Source organism: Paenibacillus sp. MAHUQ-45 (genome assembly GCF_058133325.1).
In genome coordinates this window covers 220,691-241,284 of record NZ_JBYUPV010000008.1, presented here as the reverse complement: position 1 = coordinate 241,284, position 20,594 = coordinate 220,691, and the positions used below count along the sequence as shown (strand labels likewise).

The window sequence follows — 20,594 nt, the reverse complement described above, 5'->3', positions numbered from 1 at the left end:
TTAGCGTATGTCAACCCCTTCTAAAAACAGGATTACAACGGGAACGCATTCAAAATCGTCAATTTGTGCTATAATAGTTCCGTTAAAAGGAGGATTATCGTCGATGGTTGAGGAGAAGAAGAAAAAAAACGCCAAGAAGCGTCCCCCCCGCAGATCCTGGCTTCGCAGATTTGGTTCTGTAGTGAAATGGATGTTCATTCTCGGCGTACTGGGTACTCTGTTCGCCGGAGGTGCGATGGCCGGCTATATTACATCTATTGTGAAAGATGACCCAATTCGCTCCGAGCAGTTTATCCAGCAGCAAGTCAGCCAGAACGCTATCACTGGATTTGCCTATTTCCGTGACGGCTCACCGATCGGCCAGCTTCGTACAGAAGAAGACCGAAGGCTGGTTGAGTACAATAATATTCCCCAGATTGTGATTGATGCGGTCCTCGCGATCGAGGATAATAATTTCTACCAACATAAAGGAATAGATCTTAACGGTACTCTACGTGCTATCAAGCAGAAGCTGTTGAACGAATCCGTTCAGACTGGAGGCAGTACGCTTACCCAGCAGCTGGCTAGACGCGTATTCCTTAATCTGGACAAAACGGAAGATCGCAAAGTTAAGGAAATTCTGCTCTCGCTGCGACTGGAGCGCTTCCTGTCCAAACAAGAAATTATAACAGCATATCTTAATAAGGTACCCTTCGGCAATGGGTCCAACGGATACAACGTATACGGGATCAAGGCTGCAGCTAAGGGAATATTCGGTCAGGATAATCTGGATAAGCTGAATATAGCCCAGGCAGCTTATTTGGCGGGTCTTCCGCAGCTTCCTTCCGCCTATTCCGCGTTCAGCGGTACTGGCGAGTTCAACGAGACTGCATTTAAGCGGGCTCTGGACCGTCAGCGGCTTGTACTGCGCCGGATGCTTGAGGAGAACAAAATTACGAACTCCCAGTATGAGGAGGCGCTGGCCTTTGACATCAAGGGCTCCCTGGCTCCTTACACCAAGAAGGCTTATGCTACCTATCCATACCTGATGCTGGAGACCGAACGTAAGGCTGCGGAGATCCTTCTGTCACTGAATCAGAACAAGACGGATGCCAAGGGTACGAACACAACAGGCACCACAGGCACGAGCAAGACCCCTGCAGACAACAAACAGCTTCTGGAAGCAGCCAGACAGCAGTTGATGACTGGTGGGTACCGCGTCTACACTACCATTGACAAGAAGGTATACAGCGCGATGCATAGCATCTCCGAGGATAGTTCTAACTTCACTAAGGACAGCAAAACCAAGGGGATTGAACAGACCGCGGGTATGATGATCGATAACAAGACCGGGGCCATCCTCGGGATGATCGAAGGACGCGATTTCAACATCGAGCAGATGAACTATGCTACACAGATGGTTCGTCAACCGGGCTCCACCATGAAGCCAATCGCTGCTTATCTGCCAGCCCTGGATGCCGGTTTGATTCAGCCAGCAGGAATACTGGATGATGCCCCGATTATTTTAAAAGATGGCGGGAAAGGTTTCCATATTCCGAAGAACGCCAATAATCGTTATCAGGGCCTTGTCACCGCCCGTTATGCACTGAATAAATCGCTTAACCTGCCCGCTCTGAAGCTTTTCAATGAGAAGGTCGGAATTGATAATGCCTGGGCTTTTGCGAAGAAGCTTGGTATTTCAACGATTCAGGAACAAGATTACAGTGCCCAAACAGGGGTTCTCGGCGGATTGCGCTATGGTGTATCAGTCGAAGAGTTGACCAATGCATATTCAGCAATCGGCAACAAGGGTGCTTTTAACGATGCCTATATGATCGATAAAATCGTCGATTCGGAAGGCAAAATCGTCTATCAGCACAAGGTTAATCCCGATCAAGTATTTTCCGAGCAGACTGCTTATCTCATGACGGATATGCTGCGTACTGTAATTACCGACGGAACGGCCAGCACCGTTAAAAGTAAATACAAGCATTTCAAAGATATTCCAATCGTCGGCAAAACCGGCTCCACGCAAAATTATGCGGATGTTTGGTTTATGGGTTATACGCCTGATGTAACACTTGGAATGTGGGTCGGCTACAAAGAGCAGATTAACACGCTGCAAGGCGACACACAAAGACGTCAGGCGCAATCCTTGTGGGCCAAGGTCATGAATGCGGTCATTGAGAAACAACCTGATCTGTTCGTCACCGATAAATTTGTACAGCCGGAAGGTATTGTGAAGAAAACAGTGTCTGCATATAGCGGCAAGCTGCCAACCAGCCTGACAGATCGGTTCAATACCGATCTATTCAATGCCAAATATGTGCCAACCACCAGCGATGACGGCATTTCCAAAGCCACATATATCACCTACAACGGTGTCAACTATATTCCGCACGATGGGACACCTGATGATTTCTTGAAAGAAAAAATTGTGGTGAAACGTGAAAAGTCGATTCAGCAATTGGTTAAAGAGCTGCTGGCTGCCTTCACAAAAATGAAAGATCACGAATCGCTATCCTATTACATGCCAGCGGATGCGAAGAGCGATGTACCAGCTGAGGTTGATCCACGGGTAGATGATGGCAATCCGCCTACTCCTCCGGGTAATGTCAATGTGTCTTACAGCACCGGCAAAGCGGTGATCTCCTTCACACCAAGTGGTTCACCGGATGTAGTTGGCTATCGCCTGTACCGTTCACTGAACGGCGGCTCCTTCCAGAAGCAGGCGGTACTGTCAGTAGGTGAAGGCACCGTATTCCAATCAAGCACACCGGCTGGCGCCAATGCTAGCTTCTATGTCACTGCAGTTGATGTAGGCGGACATGAGACGGCTTCGGGCACTATAGTCAGTGGGCCGATCGCTACACCGGAACCGACGAATCCTCCGGATTCCACGGATAACGGTAGCGAGCCTACTCCAGGCTCCGATAATCCGGAGGTAGGCGGTCCGGATGACCCCGGTATTATCTTACAGCCAGCGGGAAGCACAGACACCCCGCCCGCGGGAGGCGCCAATAGTAATAACAGTGCCAACGCCCCGGGCGGAACTGGCGCCAATACAAGCGGAGCTGGAGCCAATACGGGCGGCGTGACTACCCACTAAAGACCTTACTGCTTACGCAATTGGTTTAATGGTTCAAGACTTACAGTGCATACCAAAAACACCGTTCCCTGATTTTCATAGGAACGGTGTTTTTTTGCTACCAATAGGCTTAATCCTCAATCGTCGACAAGTCACCTGCAGGAAGATGCAGCTCCCAAGCCTTGAGTACCCGCCGCATGATTTTGCCAGAGCGGGTCTTGGGCAGCTTCTCCCTGAACTCGATCTCACGCGGCGCTGCGTGGGCTGAGAGCCCTGCTTTGACGAATGCTGCGATTTCTTCCTTCAGCGCTGCCGTAGGCTCGTAGCCTTCGCGCAGGGAGATGAAGGCCTTGATAATCTCGCCTCGTGTCAGATCCGGCTTGCCGATGACACCAGCTTCCGCTACCGCCGGATGTTCCACTAGCTTGCTCTCCACCTCGAACGGGCCGATCCGCTCACCTGACGAGTTGATGACATCGTCGATCCGGCCCTGAAACCAGAAGTAGCCGTCCTCGTCCATATAAGCCGAGTCCCCCGAGATGTACCAGCCCGGAATACGGAAGTATTCCTCATACTTGGCCTGGTTGTTCCAGATCGTACTCATCATGGACGGCCAGGACGTCTTGATCGCCAGATTCCCCATGGAATACGGCGGCAGCACATTGCCCTTGTCATCCAGGATAGCGGCCTCTATGCCCGGCAACGGACGTCCCATTGAGCCTGGCTTGATGTCCATGCCCGGGTAGTTGCAAATCAGCTGTGCGCCGGTCTCCGTCATCCACCAGGTGTCGTGAATGCGTTGATTATAGAACTTGTCGCCCCAGCGCACTACTTCCGGATTCAGCGGCTCCCCGACGGACAGAACATGGCGCAGGCTGCTTAAATCAATGTCCTGCAGGAGACTCTCCCCCGCTCCCATCAGCATGCGGAAAGCCGTAGGCGCACTGTACCATACCGTGACAGCATTGCGTTCGATCGTTTTATACCAATCCTGCGGGCTGAAACGTCCACCCCGAACCACATTCGTTACCCCATTCAGCCATGGGGCAAAAATCCCATACGACGTGCCTGTGACCCATCCTGGGTCTGCGGTACACCAGTAGATATCGTCCGGGCGCAAATCCAGCACTACCTGACCCGTATAATAATGTTGTATCATTGCTCGTTGAACATGATAGACCCCTTTGGGCTTGCCCGTAGAGCCTGAGGTATAGTGCATAATCAAGCCATCATCCAGTGTAAGCCATTCCGGTTCCAGCTCCGGTGAGGCCTGGGACATTTCTTCCTCATAACGCAAGGTTCCCTCATAAGCATCCGGGCCGTCTCCCACCAAAATAATATGACGCAGGTTAGGAAGTTCCTCCCGTTTCACCCGGTGAAGGAGACCGGGCGTTGTCACCAGTGCAACGGCTCCACTGTCCTCAAGCCGGTCCTTGACGGCCGTCTCCATGAACGCTTCAAAGAGCGGACCCACCACGGCTCCGACTTTTAAAATCCCTAGCAGACTGAAGTACAGTTCCGGTTGGCGCGGCATAAAAATAAACACCCTGTCGCCTTTGCCGATTCCGTACTTTCGCAGCACATTTCCAAACCGGTTAGAACGCTCCCGCAGATCGGCAAAGGTATACCTTTCCGCACGTACAGCATCACTATAGAGCAGCGCTGTGGCGTTTCCCCGTCCTTCCTGAACATGCCGGTCCACTGCTTCATGGGCCATGTTGACCTTGCCGCTCTCGAACCAGGAGAAATGTCTATGCACATCCTCCCAGCGAAAATCGGCTACTGCCTGGGCATAATCCGGCATATTGGAGCTTTGTACACGCCCCGGCAAAATTTCGCTGTGAACTTGACCCATCACTCTTGCCTCCCTCACTTCTTTGAATTAAGCTTTAAGGGTGAGACTTCTTTCATAATTAATGATGTCAATGCAGCATTTGTGAATATTTTATGTCTGAATCAGTATATCATAGCAAACGGTTACATTCCATATTTTATAATATTCTTGAAAGGAGTCAGTTATGGAGCACCGTAAGATTCCAATTAGTCATTCCCTCAATTATAACGGTAAAACGCTCACAGTTAACGGTCCCTTGTCACCTGAAGACATCAGAGACCTGGACATCCACCGTGATCTGGATGCTTTTCGCAAGCCTTCAGAGCAGCTCGAAGCATTAATCGAAATTGCCGAACTGCCTGAAGGGCGTATTATTGCCGCAATAGATCAAGGAATTATCATAGGTTATGTAACTTTTCACTATCCTGACGAAATGGAACTGTGGTCTCAGGGCGGTATGAAAGATCTTGTCGAGCTGGGGGCCGTTGAGGTTGCAAATGAATATCGCGGAGCTGGACTTGGCAGGCTGATGATTTCCACCGCCTTTGAAGGAGAACAACTGGAGAACTGCATTGTATTCACTACAGAATATTATTGGCATTGGGATTTGAAGGGTAGCGGGCTGGATGTGTGGGGCTACCGGCAGATGATGGAGAAGCTGATGAAAACCGTAGATATGGTGTGGTATGCGACGGATGATCCGGAGATATGTTCCCATCCGGCCAATTGCCTCATGGTGCGAATTGGCCGGGAGGTACCGATGTCCTCACAGGAAACCTTTGACCGCGTCCGTTTCAGGCAGCGGTTCATGTATTAAGAAACAGCAGAATTTACAGGGCTTGCAGCATTTGTGCCAGGATGGCATGGGAACGCTGGGAAGCCTCAATGGTAAACTCTTTATAGTTAACTTCTGCAGAGCCGTCAGCACGGTCAGACATGGAGCGGATGACAACAAACGGTGTATCGTTCATGAAACACACCTGAGCAACCGCCGCTCCTTCCATCTCGACACAAGCACCATTCATTTCCTGTCTCAGCGAAGCTACTACCTCTCTGCTGGCAATAAATTGATCCCCGGACAACACTTTACCGATCTCGTAGTGGCAGTTCAGCTCACGGCAGGATTTTTCAGCCAGGGCAATAAGGTCAGCATCCGCAGGGAACGAGGACACTTCCTGATCCGGGATGATCCCTTTTTGATAACCAAGTGGCGTGACATCCATGTCATGCTGCATACATTCCGAAGAGATCACGATATCCCCAATGTTCAGATCAGGGTGTACTGCACCAGCAACGCCTGTGAACAGGACCTTGGATACCCCGAAGGAGTCATGCAGGATCTGTGTAGTTACTGCCGCATTAACTTTGCCGATTCCGGATCTGCACAGAACTACCGGTTTATCAAAAATAGTACCCACGTGGTAGCTGATGCCTGCTTTCACTACCGTTTCACGGTTCTTGATTTCCTCCAGCATCAATTGAATCTCTTCATCCATAGCCCCGATAATTCCGATTACTTCACTCATATGTAGATTCCTCCCATGGTTCAATAAAATTTATAGTGTATAAAGCATAAAAAGCTCCAGAAGGAGCTTTCCATGCTATACATATCCAAATCCGTAATTACTTATTCAGATGATTGACAGACAACCGGAGAATCGTCTCATGCGGCAAAATAACACGGGCATTCTCTACGGTCTCTTTCTTCATAAGCTTTGTTAAAAGTCTCATTGCTACCGCACCCAAGTCGTACATTGGCTGGGCTACGGTTGTCAGCAGCGGACGGACCATGGAGGCCATCCGAATGTTGTCGACACTGATGATCGAGAAATCATCTGGGACTTTCAGACCTTCGTCCTGGATACTATGAATGGCACCGATCGCCATTTCATCCGTTGCGGCAAAGATCGCGGTTGGCTTCTTCTTCAGGCCGAGGAAGTACTTCATGGCCTCGACACCGGATTCGTAACGATAGTTACCGATACGCACCAAATCTTCTTGATACTCAATGCCAGCTGCTTCCAAGGCTTTCTTGTACCCCTGGAATCGAGCATAGCCGTTCGCCGGATCCTGCAGAGTGCCACTAATCATAGCAATTTCACGGTGTCCGTGGCGGATCAAGGTGTTCACCGCGTCGAAAGCTGCCGTTTCGTGGTCGATATCCACAGATGGATACGTTCCCTTCTCGTCACGGGTTGCGCAGAGCACAATTGGAACAGCAGAAGTCTGGAATGCCTGAATATGCTCATCCGTTACTGTACCGCCCATGAAGAGCAGCCCGTCCACTTGTTTCTCAAGCAATGTGTTAATAACACGAATCTCCTTCTCTTTGCGCTTGTCCGCGTTACAGAGAATGATGTTGTAATGATACATGTTGGCAATATCTTCAATCCCGCGTGCAATTTCTGCAAATATCGAGTTGGAAATATCAGGAATTACGACACCGACAGTTGTCGTTTTCTTACTGGCAAGTCCTCTTGCCACGGCATTTGGACGATAGCCCAAACGCTCAATCGCTTCAAACACTTTCTTCCGGGTCTGCGGCTTCACGTTGGGGTTATTGTTCACAACCCGTGATACCGTAGCCATAGATACGCCTGCTTCTCGCGCTACATCGTAAATGGTTACCGTCAAATTACTCTCTCCATTGCGATAAATTTTATCGTTCGACTAATTAAAATTATGATACGACACTTTGTACATTTGTGCAATGATAACGCTTCATTTTCCTTTCAAAAATCTTTTCATGGCAGAAGCATTACCTCGGAACGTCATTCAACCCGCGTCCCTATTGGTGCAATCATGTAACCTCTTTCTATCGTAACAAAAAGTGAGTGAAAAATCCAACTTTCGTGAAAAATTTTCATTGATTTTGCAGAAAAATTTCCTGAAAACAAGAAAACATCCACTGCTCATCCTTTTCCTGTAACTTATTTGACACTTTGTGTCGATCTCAAGGTCAATTGTGACAGTCGCTCACCCGTTTCACGCATCCATTCACCATCCCCAGAGTTCCCCGCGAACCTGTAAATGTCCAGCAAAAGATCAATTCGGCTCTGAACCGTCTTGCGGATCTCCTCTTCAAGTTCCGATAAACTCTCGCCACTAAATTTAGAAAACGTCTCTTTCAGTACAAAGGCCCATTCACTGCCGTCCGCCAAGGATACCTTGCTGCCCGCAATTCCTTCTATCCCCAATTGCTGCACTAGTTCGCCCAATGCTGGCTTGATGACGGGTAGCGGTTCATAACGCGAACAACTCTCACAAGTATAGACGGGCACATCTGTGATTTTGATCTTTGTGTTGTACACAAGCGTATGCATATGTATAGTCATGTCACCGCCGCAACCGCATGCTTTTTCCATCAAGTTATCTTTCCACATCTGCCACACCTCAAGCCTATATTAAAAAGCACGCAGGTTCCGACTTTTTACTTCTATATTCGACTTCGCCCTCCCGAATCCTTCTCATTTGCATATAATGATTAATTTGGCAATTGAACTATACATATCCACAGCTTGTGTGACTTAAAATTTTAAATTTGATAGAATGAATGAGAATAGCTAATAGATGCAGGAAGGAGACTCCAGTAATGAGACTACACGGCAAGAAGGTCATTGCACTAGTGGATGACGAATTTGAGGATTTGGAGCTTTGGTACCCTGTCTACCGGGTGCGGGAGGAAGGCGCGGAGGTTCATCTGGCTGGACTCGAAAAAGATAAAACTTACATCGGCAAATATGGTGTTCCCGCCAAAGCCGAATATTCCTGGGACGAGCTTGACGCCGCCGATTATGACGGCATTCTAGTACCAGGCGGCTGGGCGCCCGACAAAATCCGCCGCTACAGTAAAGTGCTGAAGCTCGTACAGGATTTCCATGCAGCCAAGAAACCGATCGGGCAGATTTGCCACGCCGGCTGGGTGCTCATTTCGGCAAAAATCCTGGAGGGTGTGACCGTTACTTCTACTCCCGGAATCCGCGATGATATGGAGAATGCAGGCGCCATCTGGAAGGATGAACCTGTTGTGACTGACGGACACATTATCTCCGCCCGCCGTCCGCCCGATTTACCGCCATACGGCAAAGCCTTTTGCGACGCACTGGCTGGGGAGTAAAGACGCACGTTAAGCCTTAAAAGAATACATAGCAGGCCCTCCTTCAAGCTTGTCTTGAAGTGCAGGGCCTGCTGTTTTTTTCAGCGTCTATCACCGCAACCGAATGGTCTTTACGTTCTTAATGGCGTTAGGATAGCTGTCCAGCGTAAACGTCAACGGCTGAGGAAGTTTTTCTTTTCCGATAAAATACAGATTAAGGCCGGATTCATTCAACTCCGTTGGTTTGGATTTTAATAAATTAGTAAGGTCAAAGTTGTGAGGAGACTGATCATATTCATGGACTTGTCCCTTGCCATCCTTAAACGACATGTTCATGATTAAATTGCCATCACGGCTTAATTTGTTACTATCTGTTAAATGATGCTTCAAAACAATTAATTGATACTCAGCGGAATCCTGTACTATTTCTACTGTGAGTGCATTATCTGGTGCTTTCACAATTTGCTGCCTATCTGTATCAATGACTAGTTCTCTCTTGGAAGGCTCCAAGGCATAGATTCCGTCAACAGTCAGACGCAGCGGTGCTTTGGGAACAGTACTATCATTACTAAATACACTAAATTCCCTTCCCTCTTTCCGGATTCGCTGCGGCAGATAAAACCCTTGGTATTCTGATTCATCTCCCAGTAATATTCGCGGGTTCAGCATTCCGAAAACATCCTGGGTATTATCCTTATCATATGCAGTCTCTACATAGATGCCGGTAACACCCGCATACACTTGCTTGATATGTATCGTTTGCCCAGCAACCGTTAAGGGTTGATTAAATGCAATAGATTGTCCGCTCTCTGCCATTGCCTTCTTGTCTATTTTGATGGGTACAGATAAGTTGATAAGCTGCTCCGGAGTAACAGGCTGCTGATCATTCCCGGCGCTCTTGGCGAGTTCAATCTGAACCTCCACTTCGTCCGGTAAATTATTGGCATCTCCCGTCCAAGTCAGGCGTGTTACATTCAGGGTAGTGCCTAAGCGAAGATTCTGATGCATTCCAATTAGTTCAGAACCTATTACCGCTCCCTTACTATCTGTCAATGACATCTGGTGGGTCTTTGTTATTTGGTCTGTCTTGTTGTCTACAGAGTAGAGAATAATGATACCCATAGCATCGGCTGCTATACCGTCAATTGTCAGCACATGACCCTCTTTTTCCAAGGAGGAGACATCCACCCGCTGCATCAATCCCGCCTTAATCGCTGATGATACTGTAGTATCTGAAGTTAAAATGGCCTGGTATGCCCCCAGTGGATCACTCTTCGAAAAAGAACTGAGCGCACTCCGCAGCCCCGTACCTTCTACCACCCATGAACCCACAGAAGCCAGTAAGAGCACGGCAATTACCGCAGCGGTTGTTGCTGTCCACAGGCGCTTTTTCCATAACGTTCTGGCATGTTGTGATCTCCTGTTTAGGGCAAGACGAACATTCGCATGAATCCGGGACTCCGGTATCCGTTCCGCTTCTAATGACAACCCGTGAAAATAATCTTCAAGAAGTTTCTCCTCGCGCAGAGCCATATCATACTTCCCCCTTAATTTTCATTTTGCCACGCAAATGCTTTAGTCCTTTGTTCAGCCAGGTTTTGATCGTTCCTTCTGGCTTGTCCAATATTTCCGCAATCTCTGTGATAGTCATGTCCCTGTAATACTTGAGTACAAGCACCTGTCGATACTTTGGCTTCATCCCATCCAGCGCCAGCTCCATATCCAGTCTTAGATCGCTTTTCATTTCCATTATGTCGCTTGCCGATCCTGCTGGCTTCACGGTCAGTACCCGCTTCCTCCGTTTAAGCTCATCATTGCAGCAATTGATAACAATTCGAATGAGCCAAGGGGTGAACCGTGTCGGATCTTTCAGGCTCCTTCGCTTGATCCAGGCCCGACAAGTAGCCTCTTGTAGCACTTCAAGTGCATCCGCTTCACTTCGTAAATAACTGTAGGCGATCCCATACAGAAGTCTTTGTTGCTCCTGCACCATTAGCATAAAGGCTTCCGCTTCGCCTGTATCCATTGTTTTGGCTGTCATTATACTCTCCATTACCCAGCGTTACTCCTTTCATGCAGCATTTTTGCCAAACCCTCTGGCGTTGTGCTCTCCTATATATTGACTGCGACAAGACACAAACGGTTTTACTATTTGGAAAAATAAACCTCTCTATAATATAAACAGGGGTGGTTCCAAAAGCGAACGCTCCCCTTCAAGCAAGACAGCAAAACATGTCCATTAATAGAGTTAATCCTAGACGAAGACGCCCCTCTCACGGTAGACAGATATAATCATAAACGCTGTTATGCTAAAGGGGAGCTTTATCACACCAATTCAAAAAGTGGATGCGGTAGAGCAGGCCCCAGTTCAAACGCAAAACCTGAAGCTCAGGCATTGCAAATAGAACGAGACCTTGAACCGCCGTACGCATGTCGCGCAGCGCAGCATGATGGACTGATCAGAGCCCGGCGCAGGTCCTCATTGCTAGCTTGAAAGCTTGGCTCTGGTTTAACAGGAAAATGTACCGTTAATTCTCCCCTTTCAAGGTTTTTTCTCGAATTAACAGGAATTTCTCCAGTTATTCTTCGACTTTATAAGAAAATCGAGAGGGATCCTATGGATTAACGGGAGAATTTCCAGTTATTTTTGGAAACACTTCTTTTTTCGAATCAATAACAGGAGTTTTTCCAGTTGTTTAAGCGCTGCATGATATTCACTTTTATTTCACCTGATCTGCACGCCCGATGACCGAGTGGGGTTGGCTTTGACTTTGGCTTTGACTTTGGCTTTGGCTTTGGCTTTGGCTTTGGGTTGGGTTGGGTTGGCTCTAGTTTGGGGTTGCCCATTCCCTTGTTCCAAAATGTGGTCAAACACAAATAGAACATGGCGGGTTCAGGAAATCTCCTGGACACCGCCATGTTCTATTTTCGCATTATTTTTAAGTAAATGGGCTTCTCATCAAGGAATATGCCTGTTATAAGACAGCCTCTTCAATCCAATATCTGTATCTGCTATTGACGCTACAACAGGTATTCGGCAGCCTCAGGAGGTCTTCTCCTTCGCTTCCGAACTGCTCCCAAGCGCAGTGGCACTAATCTTGGCATACGCGCTGAGCTTCGCTTCCGTCTCTGAGCTTGTACGCATTCGGAAGCAGGCCTTTGCTACTTCCCGAGCCTCAGCGGCGACGGTGTTCAGCGTGCGGTGCTTCACCTTCAGCAGCGCCTGTGGCGACATGCTAAGATTATTAATACCTAGCTCCAGCCACAGCGGCAGCGAACGCTCGTCCGCAGCCATTTCCCCGCATACGCTAACCTCAATCCCGGCATGCTTCGCCGCTTCCACCGTCATACGGATCAAACGGAGAACTGCGGGGTGATAAGGATGATACATATGGGCAATTTGCTCGTTCATGCGGTCTACCGCCAGTACATACTGCACCAGATCATTCGTACCGATACTGAAGAAATCCACTTCCTCAGCCAAAATATCCACGATCATGACTGCCGCTGGTACTTCGACCATAATCCCGACCGGAATATTCCGGTCAAAGGGAACGCCTCGCTGTTCCAGTTCCTCCATAACTTCGGCCAGCACAGCTTTGGCTGCCTGCACTTCTTCCAGAGAAGAAATCATGGGGAACATCATCTTGACCTTTCCATAGACACTGGCCCGCAAAATCGCGGTCAACTGGGTCTTGAACATGTCCTTTCGGTCTAGACTGATACGGATCGCGCGATACCCCAGGAACGGATTCTGCTCCTCTGCCAGCTGGAAATAATCCAGATGCTTGTCTCCGCCGATATCAAGGGTGCGAATCACCACCGGATGATCGCCCACCTTCTCCGCCACCAGTTTGTACACTTCGAACTGTTCTTCTTCACTTGGGAAGGAGTCACGATCCATGTAGAGGAATTCCGTGCGGAATAATCCCACACCTTCTGCGCCATATTTCAGTGCCAGATTCAGTTCCTTCACCGAACTGATATTGCCAGCCAGACGCAGGTTCACCCCGTCTCTTGTCACGGCTTCCACCGTGGCCAGCAGTTCTAGTTGCTCCCGCTTTTTATGCTGTTTATCACGGATAGAAGTGTAATCGATCACCGTCGCCTCGTCCGGATGCAGCTGCACCGACCCGTTATCTCCGTCAATGACCAGCATATCTCCGGTCTGAATGGGATTTGAAAGTTTGTTCTCAAGCCCCGCAACAAGTGGAATCCCCAGTGCCCGGGCCATGATCGAGGAATGCGACGTCTTGCCGCCCATCATCGTCACGATGCCAAGGACATAAGTAGGATTCAAATGAGCCAGCTGAGATGGAGATAGCTCCTTCGCAACGAGAATATACGGCTGAGTGTCGGACGGGAGGGTGACCTCAGGTGCGCCCAGCAAATGCTTCAGAAGACGATTGCCGACATCCTTGATGTCCACCGCCCGCTCCTTCATGTACTCGTCGTCAAGCAGGTCGAACATAGCTACAAAATGGTCGATAGCCTCCTTGACCGCCACCTCTGCTGCCTTGTACTGACGTTCAATAATCCCCCGAATCTCACTCATGAACACCGGATCATCGAGGATGGCCAGGTGAGCGTCGAAAATACTGGACTCTTCCGGTCCGACGACTTCTCTGAACTCTCTTTTAATAAATTCAATTTCATCTCTGGAGGTGCGGATACCTTCGTATAAACGCTCAAATTCTTTAGCGAGATCTACCGGGTTGACTTGCGTGTCCGGTAGGCTCCATTCCCAATTGGGCAGGACAAAAGCCTTCCCGATGGCAACACCTGCTGCGGCGCCTATGCCTTGTATCATGCTTCAATCCCTCCAACATTACTTTCGTGTAATACAACGGACATTACAGAAGTTTGCCCCTTTTTCACATTTTTGAATGGAGCATAGCTCCAGGATTTCACACGGTCAGGGTTCGTAATCACCATCGGTGTAGCGAGTGAAGCTGCATGCTCCCGCAGATAGCCGAGGTCAAATTTGACCAGCAGCTGACCGGGTTCCACACTGTCTCCCTCCTGCACAACGGCCTCGAACGGCCCTTTCAGCTGCGAGGTATCTATACCGATGTGCATCAGTACCTCAAGCCCTTCCGGTGTCGAGATACCCACGGCATGCATGGTTGGATATACGTGCATGACCTTGCCGAAGACTGGAGAGACCAGCTCGCCTTTTTCCGGGAAAAAAGCCACCCCATCGCCAACCAGCTTGGCCGCAAAAATATGATCCGGCACTTCCTCGATCGGCAGCATCCGGCCCTGCATCGGGGCACTGAACAGCACCTGCGGCAGATCGCGCAGCAGCAGCTTATTGATCTCCTCGCGGATCAGCTCCGAATAGGTTCCGAATACCACCTGCACATTGCCGCCACCCAGCTTAATGATCCCGGCAGACCCAAGACCTTTGAGCGCCCCGGCATCCACATAGCGGTCATTATGAACAGTCAGGCGCAGCCGGGTAATGCAGGCCTGTACCTGTACGATGTTCTCCTTGCCGCCAAGTGCCTCCAGAATAAGAGGAGCCTGATACGGTATATTACCTGCCCAATCGCCAAGCTCCGAGCCTTCCTCGCGACCTGGAGTCGGGATCTGAAAGCGGCGGATCGCCCAGCGGAACAAATTATAATAAACAATGCCATAACCGATTCCTATCGGGATCAATAACCACGCCCGTTGGGACAAGTGAAGATTCAGAAAGAAATCAATGGCCCCGGCAGAATATGAGAATCCGTGATGAATACCCAGTGAATAAGTTAGCACCATGGCCAGACCCGACATGACGGTATGTACAGCGAACAGATACGGCGAAGCGAACAGAAAGGCAAATTCGATCTGCTCCGACACCCCGGTTAAAAAACACACCAGTGCCGCACGCAAAAACGTCTTTTTAATCTTCGGCTTCAGGTCTTCACGAGCTTCCTGAATGATCGCAAACGCAATGGCCGGGAGCGCGAACATCATAATCGGGAATAGTCCCGCCATGAAAATCCCCGCTGTAGGGTCACCTGCGAAAAAGCGCGGCAGATCGCCCTGTACAACAGAGCTACCGTCAGGCGTCGTATACGTGCCCATCTGGAACCAGAACACATTGTTCAGGATATGATGCAGCCCAAAGGCTGTCAGCACCCTATATAGCACCCCGTACAGGAATACGCCATAGCCGCCGGTCCTCAGAATTCCCTGGAACAGTTGATCCAGTCCGCTTTGGAGCAGCGGAGCAAGACCGAGCATCACCCAAGCGAACAGGGCTGAGAACAGCCCCATGAACAGCAAAACAAAGCGCGACCCGCCAAAAAACTGAATCGCTTCTGGAAGCTTAATATTTTTGAACCGGTTATGTGCTACCCCGGCGACAATCCCGAGCAGAATTCCGATAAGTGTTGCGGGCTGAACATGGCCATCTCCCATCCCCGACACGATCCGGTCGTAGGTGAACATACCTGCGAGAGCGGCCAGCCCTGCTGGTCCGGCCTGGTTGGATAGTCCCCAAGCCACCCCTACTGCGAACAGATAGGGCATAAAGTAGAATACCCCTTGCCCAGCATATGTAGCCACTTCGGATACTGAAGAAAGTCCCCATGCAGACCACGGCAGGCTGCCAACACTCAGCAGTATGGCTGCGGCCGGAAGCACCATGGTAGGAAGCATTATGGCTCTGCCCAATTGCTGCAAAGATCCGAGCCAATTCAAGGCGACCCTCTCCTTTCTTACTATAATAAATGGTACGCGCTGCGGCAGGTTTTGTCAAAAGAATACATTTATCATTTCCAAGATTGCTCACAGACATCTATTATACTGAATGTCCGCTGGTTTGTGCATCGTTTATTTATCAAAAACGCCCTTCACCACAAATAACTTGCGGTAGAAGGGCGTTTTAAGCCTAGACAGACTCCAGTTTGAACATGATGCTGTGCTTACACGCGGCTGCGCCCGTGCATCGTAATGGCTTCCTCCACCTTGATACAGCGGTCCATGATAGCCGTCATGCCGTTCGCTGCGGCAATATCCGCCGCTTCTTGATTGATGATGCCTTGCTGCAGCCAGAGCACACGTGCGCCGATGTCTGCAGCCTCCTGCGCGACCTCTGCACAATACTCACTGCGACGGAAGACGTTGACGATATCTACCGGTTCAGGAATCTCCGCCAGCGTGTGGTAACACTTCTCACCAAGGATTTCCCCATCTACTGTAGGATTGACCGGGATAATCCGGTATCCTCTGCTCTGCATCGCCCCTGCTACCATATAGGAAGTGCGATCAGTTTTATCAGACAACCCGACCACTGCAATATTCCCCGCAGATGCCAGAATATCTCCGATCTGCTCCCGGGAAGGATTCTCAAAGCCCATGTTCATATCCCCTTTTCTAAATAAGGTTGATCTCATCATATGGTGCATCATCAAATCTTGGGAAGCGTGGCTCCCTGTCTAGTTATTTTACCCATTCCACATCGGCACCAAGCGCCTTCAGATGGTCAAAATATTGTGGGTACGACTTGGCCACGTGATGCGCATCCTTGATTAGCAGCGGCTGGCGTGCCCGCAAGCCGACAACAGTCAGCGCCATGATCACCCGGTGATCATAGTGAGCGTTGATCGTCACTCCGCCTTCAACCCCGTCCGGTTGTCCGTGTACGATAATCTCGTCGCGGCGCTCCTCAACCTTCGCTCCAGCGCGGGTCAGCTCTGCCAGATAGTCGGTGATCCGGTCGCATTCCTTGTAGCGCAGGTTCTCTACATTGTAGAAGCGTGAAGTCCCCTCCGCAAATACTGCAGCGGCTACCATAGCCAGTACAGCATCCGTCGCCGCATCTCCGTCGAACTCAACAGCCTTCAGAATGCCGTTACCCTGCACATGTACAACGTCATTCTCATGAGTAAGCGGAACTTCCATCATCCGCAATACGTCGACAATTGCTCGCTCTCCCTGCTTACTCTTCTCGGCAAGGCGCTGAATCGTCACATCCGATTTTGTTACTGCCGCAGCAGCAAGTACAGCTGCAGAACCCGGATAGTCTCCTTGCACCGTGTAAGTCTTGGCAGCATACTTTTGGCCGCCTGGCACCTTGAACGACATGTAATCGTCAGCAGCATGCACCACGATTCCCGCCTGCTCCAGAACTTCCAGCGTCTGCCCTACAACCACTTTCGATTTCAGATCATCCAGTACGATAATCTCGCTGTCCTCTTCCAGCAAAGGCGTCAGGAAGAGCAGTGCGCTGAGATACTGGGAGCTGACCGCACCAGAAACGGTGATTTTTCCACCTTTTGGCTTGCCGCCGCGGATGGTGATCGGCAGTTTGCCTTCGTTATGCTCTACCTCTACGCCAATTTGGCCTAGTGCGGTAATGAGATCATCATGCGGGCGCTTGCCCAGAGAATCCGGGTACGTGTTCACGAAGGTAACTTCAGGGCTAAGGGCAGCGACAGCCATTAGGAAGCGCAGTACTGCTCCGGCATTGCCTACATTCAGTTCCTTAACATTGCTCGGGCGTGCACCGAAGCCCTGCACGACAATCTTCTCTTCATCTTCAGTTAGCACTGCGCCTAGATCGGCGATACAGCGGCGGATAGCATCACTGTCCTCACTGTGAGCCGGATGATAGATTGTGCTGGTCCCTTCAGAAAGGGCAGCAACCAGCAGATAACGGGTGGTGTAGTTTTTAGAAGAGAGGGCTCCGATTTCACCTTGCAGGTTTGGCGTGGGTCTGACAATAACGTCCATAGTAATTAGCGCTCCTTTTTGTATAAATAAGTCGGGTGTATGGCTCCGTTTGACACGGTATTCCATGCTTGTGTTATCATTAAACCATTCTTCTGACGAAAAGAGGTCACAACCATGAACCCTATTCCCCAAATTACAGCACAGGAATTACGGCACCGTCTAGCCACTGGCGAAGACCTTGTCCTTATCGACGTGCGCGAAGATGATGAGGTTGCCTTCGGCATGATAGATGGCGCACAACATATCCCAATGGGTGAGATCCCGCAGCGGACAGAGGAAATTCCCGCCGATGCTGAGGTCGTCTTCATTTGCCGTTCCGGTGCCCGCAGCCAACGTGTCTGCGAATACCTGCAGCAGCAATTCGGTTATAACTCGATTGCCAACCTGAGCGGTGGCATGATTGATTGGAATGAAACTGCGGAGGGCTAAGCCTCGCCAATATACTTAAAAGCTCAACCGCGGTGATGCATTAAAATATGCTGAGACACTTCTACAGCAGTAAGCCCCGTTGTATCGACCGTGCAATGCGCGAAACGGTAAGCATTACGGCGCTCTTCCATGATGCGTGCGATCCGTTCTTTCGCGTTGCCGGCGAGCAGCGGACGATCATGATTTTCACTAGTACGTGCGAAAATCTCTTCCTCTGTGGCGGTCAGCGCCACCACCAGACCGTGCTTCAGCATCAGCTCTGCATTTCCGGGCGCCAGTACAGCACCGCCTCCGGTTGAAATGATCTGTTTCTCCCCTTGCAGCATACGCTCCAGTGTCTGTGATTCAAGCCTTCTGAAGTAGCCTTCGCCATGCTCTGCGAATATCTCTGGAATACTCCGGTCTTCACTCTCGGCAATGACATGGTCGAGGTCGACCAGTTCATAGCCCAGTTCCTCTGCCAAAATAGCTCCAACCGTAGACTTTCCTGTGGCCATCATGCCTACTAGAATAATGTTATTTGAAGTCATTGCGTTCCTCCAAGCCGCGACATTTGTCATATCATAACACAGGGTTAAAAGATTAGACAATCGGCTTTCCTTGGCCTGTCGCCAAGCGGGATATCATGTTTGTTTAAAAAAAGCCCGGAAGGTTCCCCTTGTTGCAGGGCCTTCCGGGCCGCCCGTTACGGCTATTTCAATTGTCTTATTCAGCAGACAACCAGTTGTGGTGGAACACGCCTTCTTTGTCCACACGTTTGAAGGTGTGAGCGCCGAAGTAATCGCGTTGAGCCTGAAGCAGGTTCGCAGGCAGACGCTCTGTACGGTAGCTGTCGTAATAAGCCAGCGCGCTGGAGAAACCAGGAACCGGTACACCTTGAGCAACCGCTGCAGTGATAACTTTACGCCAAGCATCTTGGTAAGTAGTCATGATGTTCTTGAAGAACGGATCAAGCAACAGGTTCTTCAGATCTGGGTTAGTTTGGTAAGCATCAGTGATGTTCTGAAGGAAACGGGAACGGATGATACAACCGCCGCGCCAGATTTTAGCCAGCTCGCCGTATTTCAGATCCCAATTATATTCATCGGAAGCTACACGAAGCTGTGCAAAGCCTTGAGCGTAGGATACGATTTTACTTGCGAACAATGCTTTACGCACGTTTTCAATGAATTCAGCCTTGTCGCCTTCAAATTTCGGAGCATCAGGTCCGCTAAGCACTTTGCTTGCTTCTACGCGCTCGTCCTTCATAGCAGACAAGAAGCGGGAGAATACAGATTCTGTAATCATGGACAATGGTACGCCAAGATCCAAGGAGCTTTGGCTTGTCCATTTACCTGTACCCTTTTGACCAGCAGCGTCAAGAATAACATCCACCATTGGCTTGCCAGTTTCTTCGTCATATTGTGCGAAGATGTCAGTAGTGATCTCGATCAGGTAGCTATCCAGCTCACCGCTATTCCATTCCTTGAAGATGCTGTGCAGTTCTTTAGCATCCAGACCAAGTACGTCTTTGAGCAAATGGTAAGCTTCACCGATCAGCTGCATGTCGCCGTACTCGATACCGTTGTGCACCATTTTCACATAGTGACCAGCACCGTCCGGTCCGATATATGTAGAGCAAGCCTCTCCGTTCACTTTAGCGGAAATAGCTGTCAAGATTGGTTCTACGAGCTTATACGCGCTCTCTTGTCCGCCTGGCATGATGGAAGGTCCTTTAAGTGCGCCCTCTTCACCACCGGATACCCCTGCGCCGATGAAGCGGAAACCTTTCTCTTCCAAATCTTTGCTGCGACGAACAGTGTCAGGGAAGTAAGCATTACCTCCGTCGATGATGATATCGCCTTGGTCAAGATGTGGCAGCAAGGACTCAATTGTCGCATCAGTTGCTTTACCAGCTTGTACCATGATCAAAATTTTGCGCGGCGTTTCCAAGGAAGCTACAAACTCCTCAACGGAGAAGGCACCTGTCAAATTCTTGCCTTCTGCCTCTTTCAGAAGCTCATGAGTCTTCTCCGGCGAACGGTTGAATACCGATACGGAAAAGCCTTTGCTCTCGATGTTTAGAGCCAAGTTCTTACCCATTACCGCCAAGCCAATAACGCCGATTTGTTGTTTTGCCATCTGGTCCTCCACCCTTTGCACCCTATATTTTTGTGAAATCCATTTTCTCGCTGAATCGAGAAGAAACGGCATTGTCTCCCTTTGTAGGTACTGCCTGTCCGTTCCTGTCGAAATATAGACAAGCTTGACTTGCCTATATGTAAGAATACCACCCTTTGCCAGAGACTGCAAAGCACATGGCGAAATAGAGAAGCGTTTTATTCTCTCGCTCTCGGCAGGAATAGATTCACAATGACTATTTTAACGTTTTTACGCACAGAAGTGAACCCCCTGAACGTATAAATTCAGCGCAAACAGAAGACACCCTAAAGCCACAGGGT

General features: G+C 49.7%; 16 protein-coding genes. 4 read left to right on the top strand and 12 right to left on the bottom strand.

Going from position 1 to position 20,594, the window contains the following annotated elements:
- Nucleotides 1-103: 103 nt before the first annotated feature.
- Complete coding sequence (locus tag AC3Y23_RS18735) at nucleotides 104-3,088, top strand: transglycosylase domain-containing protein (RefSeq protein WP_379201708.1); 2,985 nt, start codon at nucleotides 104-106, stop codon at nucleotides 3,086-3,088.
- 109 nt (nucleotides 3,089-3,197) lie between these two features.
- Here the strand turns inward: AC3Y23_RS18735 and acsA are convergent, their stop codons facing one another.
- Nucleotides 3,198-4,922 carry an acetate--CoA ligase gene (gene acsA / locus AC3Y23_RS18730; protein WP_379201706.1) on the bottom strand — a complete coding sequence of 575 codons (1,725 nt, stop codon included), beginning with the start codon at nucleotides 4,920-4,922 and terminating at the stop codon, nucleotides 3,198-3,200.
- 163 nt (nucleotides 4,923-5,085) lie between these two features.
- Here acsA and AC3Y23_RS18725 point away from each other — a divergent pair, with 163 nt between their 5' ends.
- The gene (locus tag AC3Y23_RS18725) at nucleotides 5,086-5,718 is read left to right on the top strand and encodes a GNAT family N-acetyltransferase (RefSeq protein ID WP_379201704.1); all 633 of its coding nucleotides are present in this window, start codon (nucleotides 5,086-5,088) and stop codon (nucleotides 5,716-5,718) included.
- Nucleotides 5,719-5,731: 13 nt separating this feature from the next.
- Here AC3Y23_RS18725 and AC3Y23_RS18720 read toward each other — a convergent pair whose 3' ends face one another.
- The 3 genes from AC3Y23_RS18720 to AC3Y23_RS18710 all read right to left on the bottom strand — a co-directional run bounded on the left by AC3Y23_RS18720 (nucleotide 5,732) and on the right by AC3Y23_RS18710 (nucleotide 8,266).
- Nucleotides 5,732-6,427, bottom strand: a complete 696-nt coding sequence (locus AC3Y23_RS18720) for a 5'-methylthioadenosine/adenosylhomocysteine nucleosidase (protein WP_379201702.1) — start codon at nucleotides 6,425-6,427, stop codon at nucleotides 5,732-5,734.
- Between the two features lie 97 nt (nucleotides 6,428-6,524).
- On the bottom strand, nucleotides 6,525-7,535 hold the full coding sequence (gene ccpA / locus AC3Y23_RS18715) for a catabolite control protein A (RefSeq protein WP_066370851.1): 1,011 nt from the start codon (nucleotides 7,533-7,535) through the stop codon (nucleotides 6,525-6,527).
- A gap of 296 nt (nucleotides 7,536-7,831) precedes the next feature.
- Nucleotides 7,832-8,266, bottom strand: coding sequence for a hypothetical protein (locus AC3Y23_RS18710; RefSeq protein WP_379201699.1), 435 nt, complete (start codon nucleotides 8,264-8,266; stop codon nucleotides 7,832-7,834).
- 227 nt (nucleotides 8,267-8,493) lie between these two features.
- Here AC3Y23_RS18710 and AC3Y23_RS18705 point away from each other — a divergent pair, with 227 nt between their 5' ends.
- Complete coding sequence (locus AC3Y23_RS18705; protein ID WP_379201697.1) at nucleotides 8,494-9,018, top strand: type 1 glutamine amidotransferase domain-containing protein; 525 nt, start codon at nucleotides 8,494-8,496, stop codon at nucleotides 9,016-9,018.
- Between the two features lie 90 nt (nucleotides 9,019-9,108).
- Here AC3Y23_RS18705 and AC3Y23_RS18700 read toward each other — a convergent pair whose 3' ends face one another.
- The 6 genes from AC3Y23_RS18700 to aroA all read right to left on the bottom strand — a co-directional run bounded on the left by AC3Y23_RS18700 (nucleotide 9,109) and on the right by aroA (nucleotide 17,724).
- Nucleotides 9,109-10,530 (bottom strand): DUF4179 domain-containing protein, encoded by a 1,422-nt coding sequence (locus tag AC3Y23_RS18700; RefSeq protein WP_379201694.1) that lies wholly within the window; start codon nucleotides 10,528-10,530, stop codon nucleotides 9,109-9,111.
- Between the two features lies 1 nt (nucleotide 10,531).
- The gene (locus tag AC3Y23_RS18695) at nucleotides 10,532-11,038 is read right to left on the bottom strand and encodes an RNA polymerase sigma factor (RefSeq protein ID WP_379201692.1); all 507 of its coding nucleotides are present in this window, start codon (nucleotides 11,036-11,038) and stop codon (nucleotides 10,532-10,534) included.
- A 1,002-nt stretch (nucleotides 11,039-12,040) separates the two neighbouring features.
- Nucleotides 12,041-13,807: a phosphoenolpyruvate--protein phosphotransferase gene (gene ptsP, locus AC3Y23_RS18690; RefSeq protein ID WP_379201690.1), complete on the bottom strand. Its 1,767-nt coding sequence runs from the start codon at nucleotides 13,805-13,807 to the stop codon at nucleotides 12,041-12,043.
- Nucleotides 13,804-15,690, bottom strand: coding sequence for a glucose PTS transporter subunit IIA (locus tag AC3Y23_RS18685; RefSeq protein WP_379201688.1), 1,887 nt, complete (start codon nucleotides 15,688-15,690; stop codon nucleotides 13,804-13,806). Before AC3Y23_RS18685 ends, ptsP begins: the two co-directional genes overlap by 4 nt.
- Nucleotides 15,691-15,914: 224 nt before the next feature.
- Nucleotides 15,915-16,349, bottom strand: a complete 435-nt coding sequence (locus tag AC3Y23_RS18680; protein WP_379201686.1) for a CoA-binding protein — start codon at nucleotides 16,347-16,349, stop codon at nucleotides 15,915-15,917.
- Between the two features lie 82 nt (nucleotides 16,350-16,431).
- Entirely contained in the window at nucleotides 16,432-17,724 is a 1,293-nt protein-coding gene (gene aroA, locus AC3Y23_RS18675; protein WP_379201684.1) for a 3-phosphoshikimate 1-carboxyvinyltransferase, read from the bottom strand.
- 114 nt (nucleotides 17,725-17,838) lie between these two features.
- Between aroA and AC3Y23_RS18670 the strand changes: the two genes are divergently transcribed.
- A complete protein-coding gene (locus tag AC3Y23_RS18670; protein WP_379201682.1) occupies nucleotides 17,839-18,153 on the top strand; it encodes a rhodanese-like domain-containing protein in 315 nt (104 codons plus the stop codon).
- Nucleotides 18,154-18,176: 23 nt separating this feature from the next.
- Here AC3Y23_RS18670 and AC3Y23_RS18665 read toward each other — a convergent pair whose 3' ends face one another.
- Nucleotides 18,177-18,683, bottom strand: a complete 507-nt coding sequence (locus AC3Y23_RS18665) for a shikimate kinase (RefSeq protein ID WP_379201680.1) — start codon at nucleotides 18,681-18,683, stop codon at nucleotides 18,177-18,179.
- Between the two features lie 175 nt (nucleotides 18,684-18,858).
- Complete coding sequence (gene gndA, locus AC3Y23_RS18660; protein WP_379201678.1) at nucleotides 18,859-20,274, bottom strand: NADP-dependent phosphogluconate dehydrogenase; 1,416 nt, start codon at nucleotides 20,272-20,274, stop codon at nucleotides 18,859-18,861.
- Between the last annotated feature and the right edge of the window lie 320 nt (nucleotides 20,275-20,594).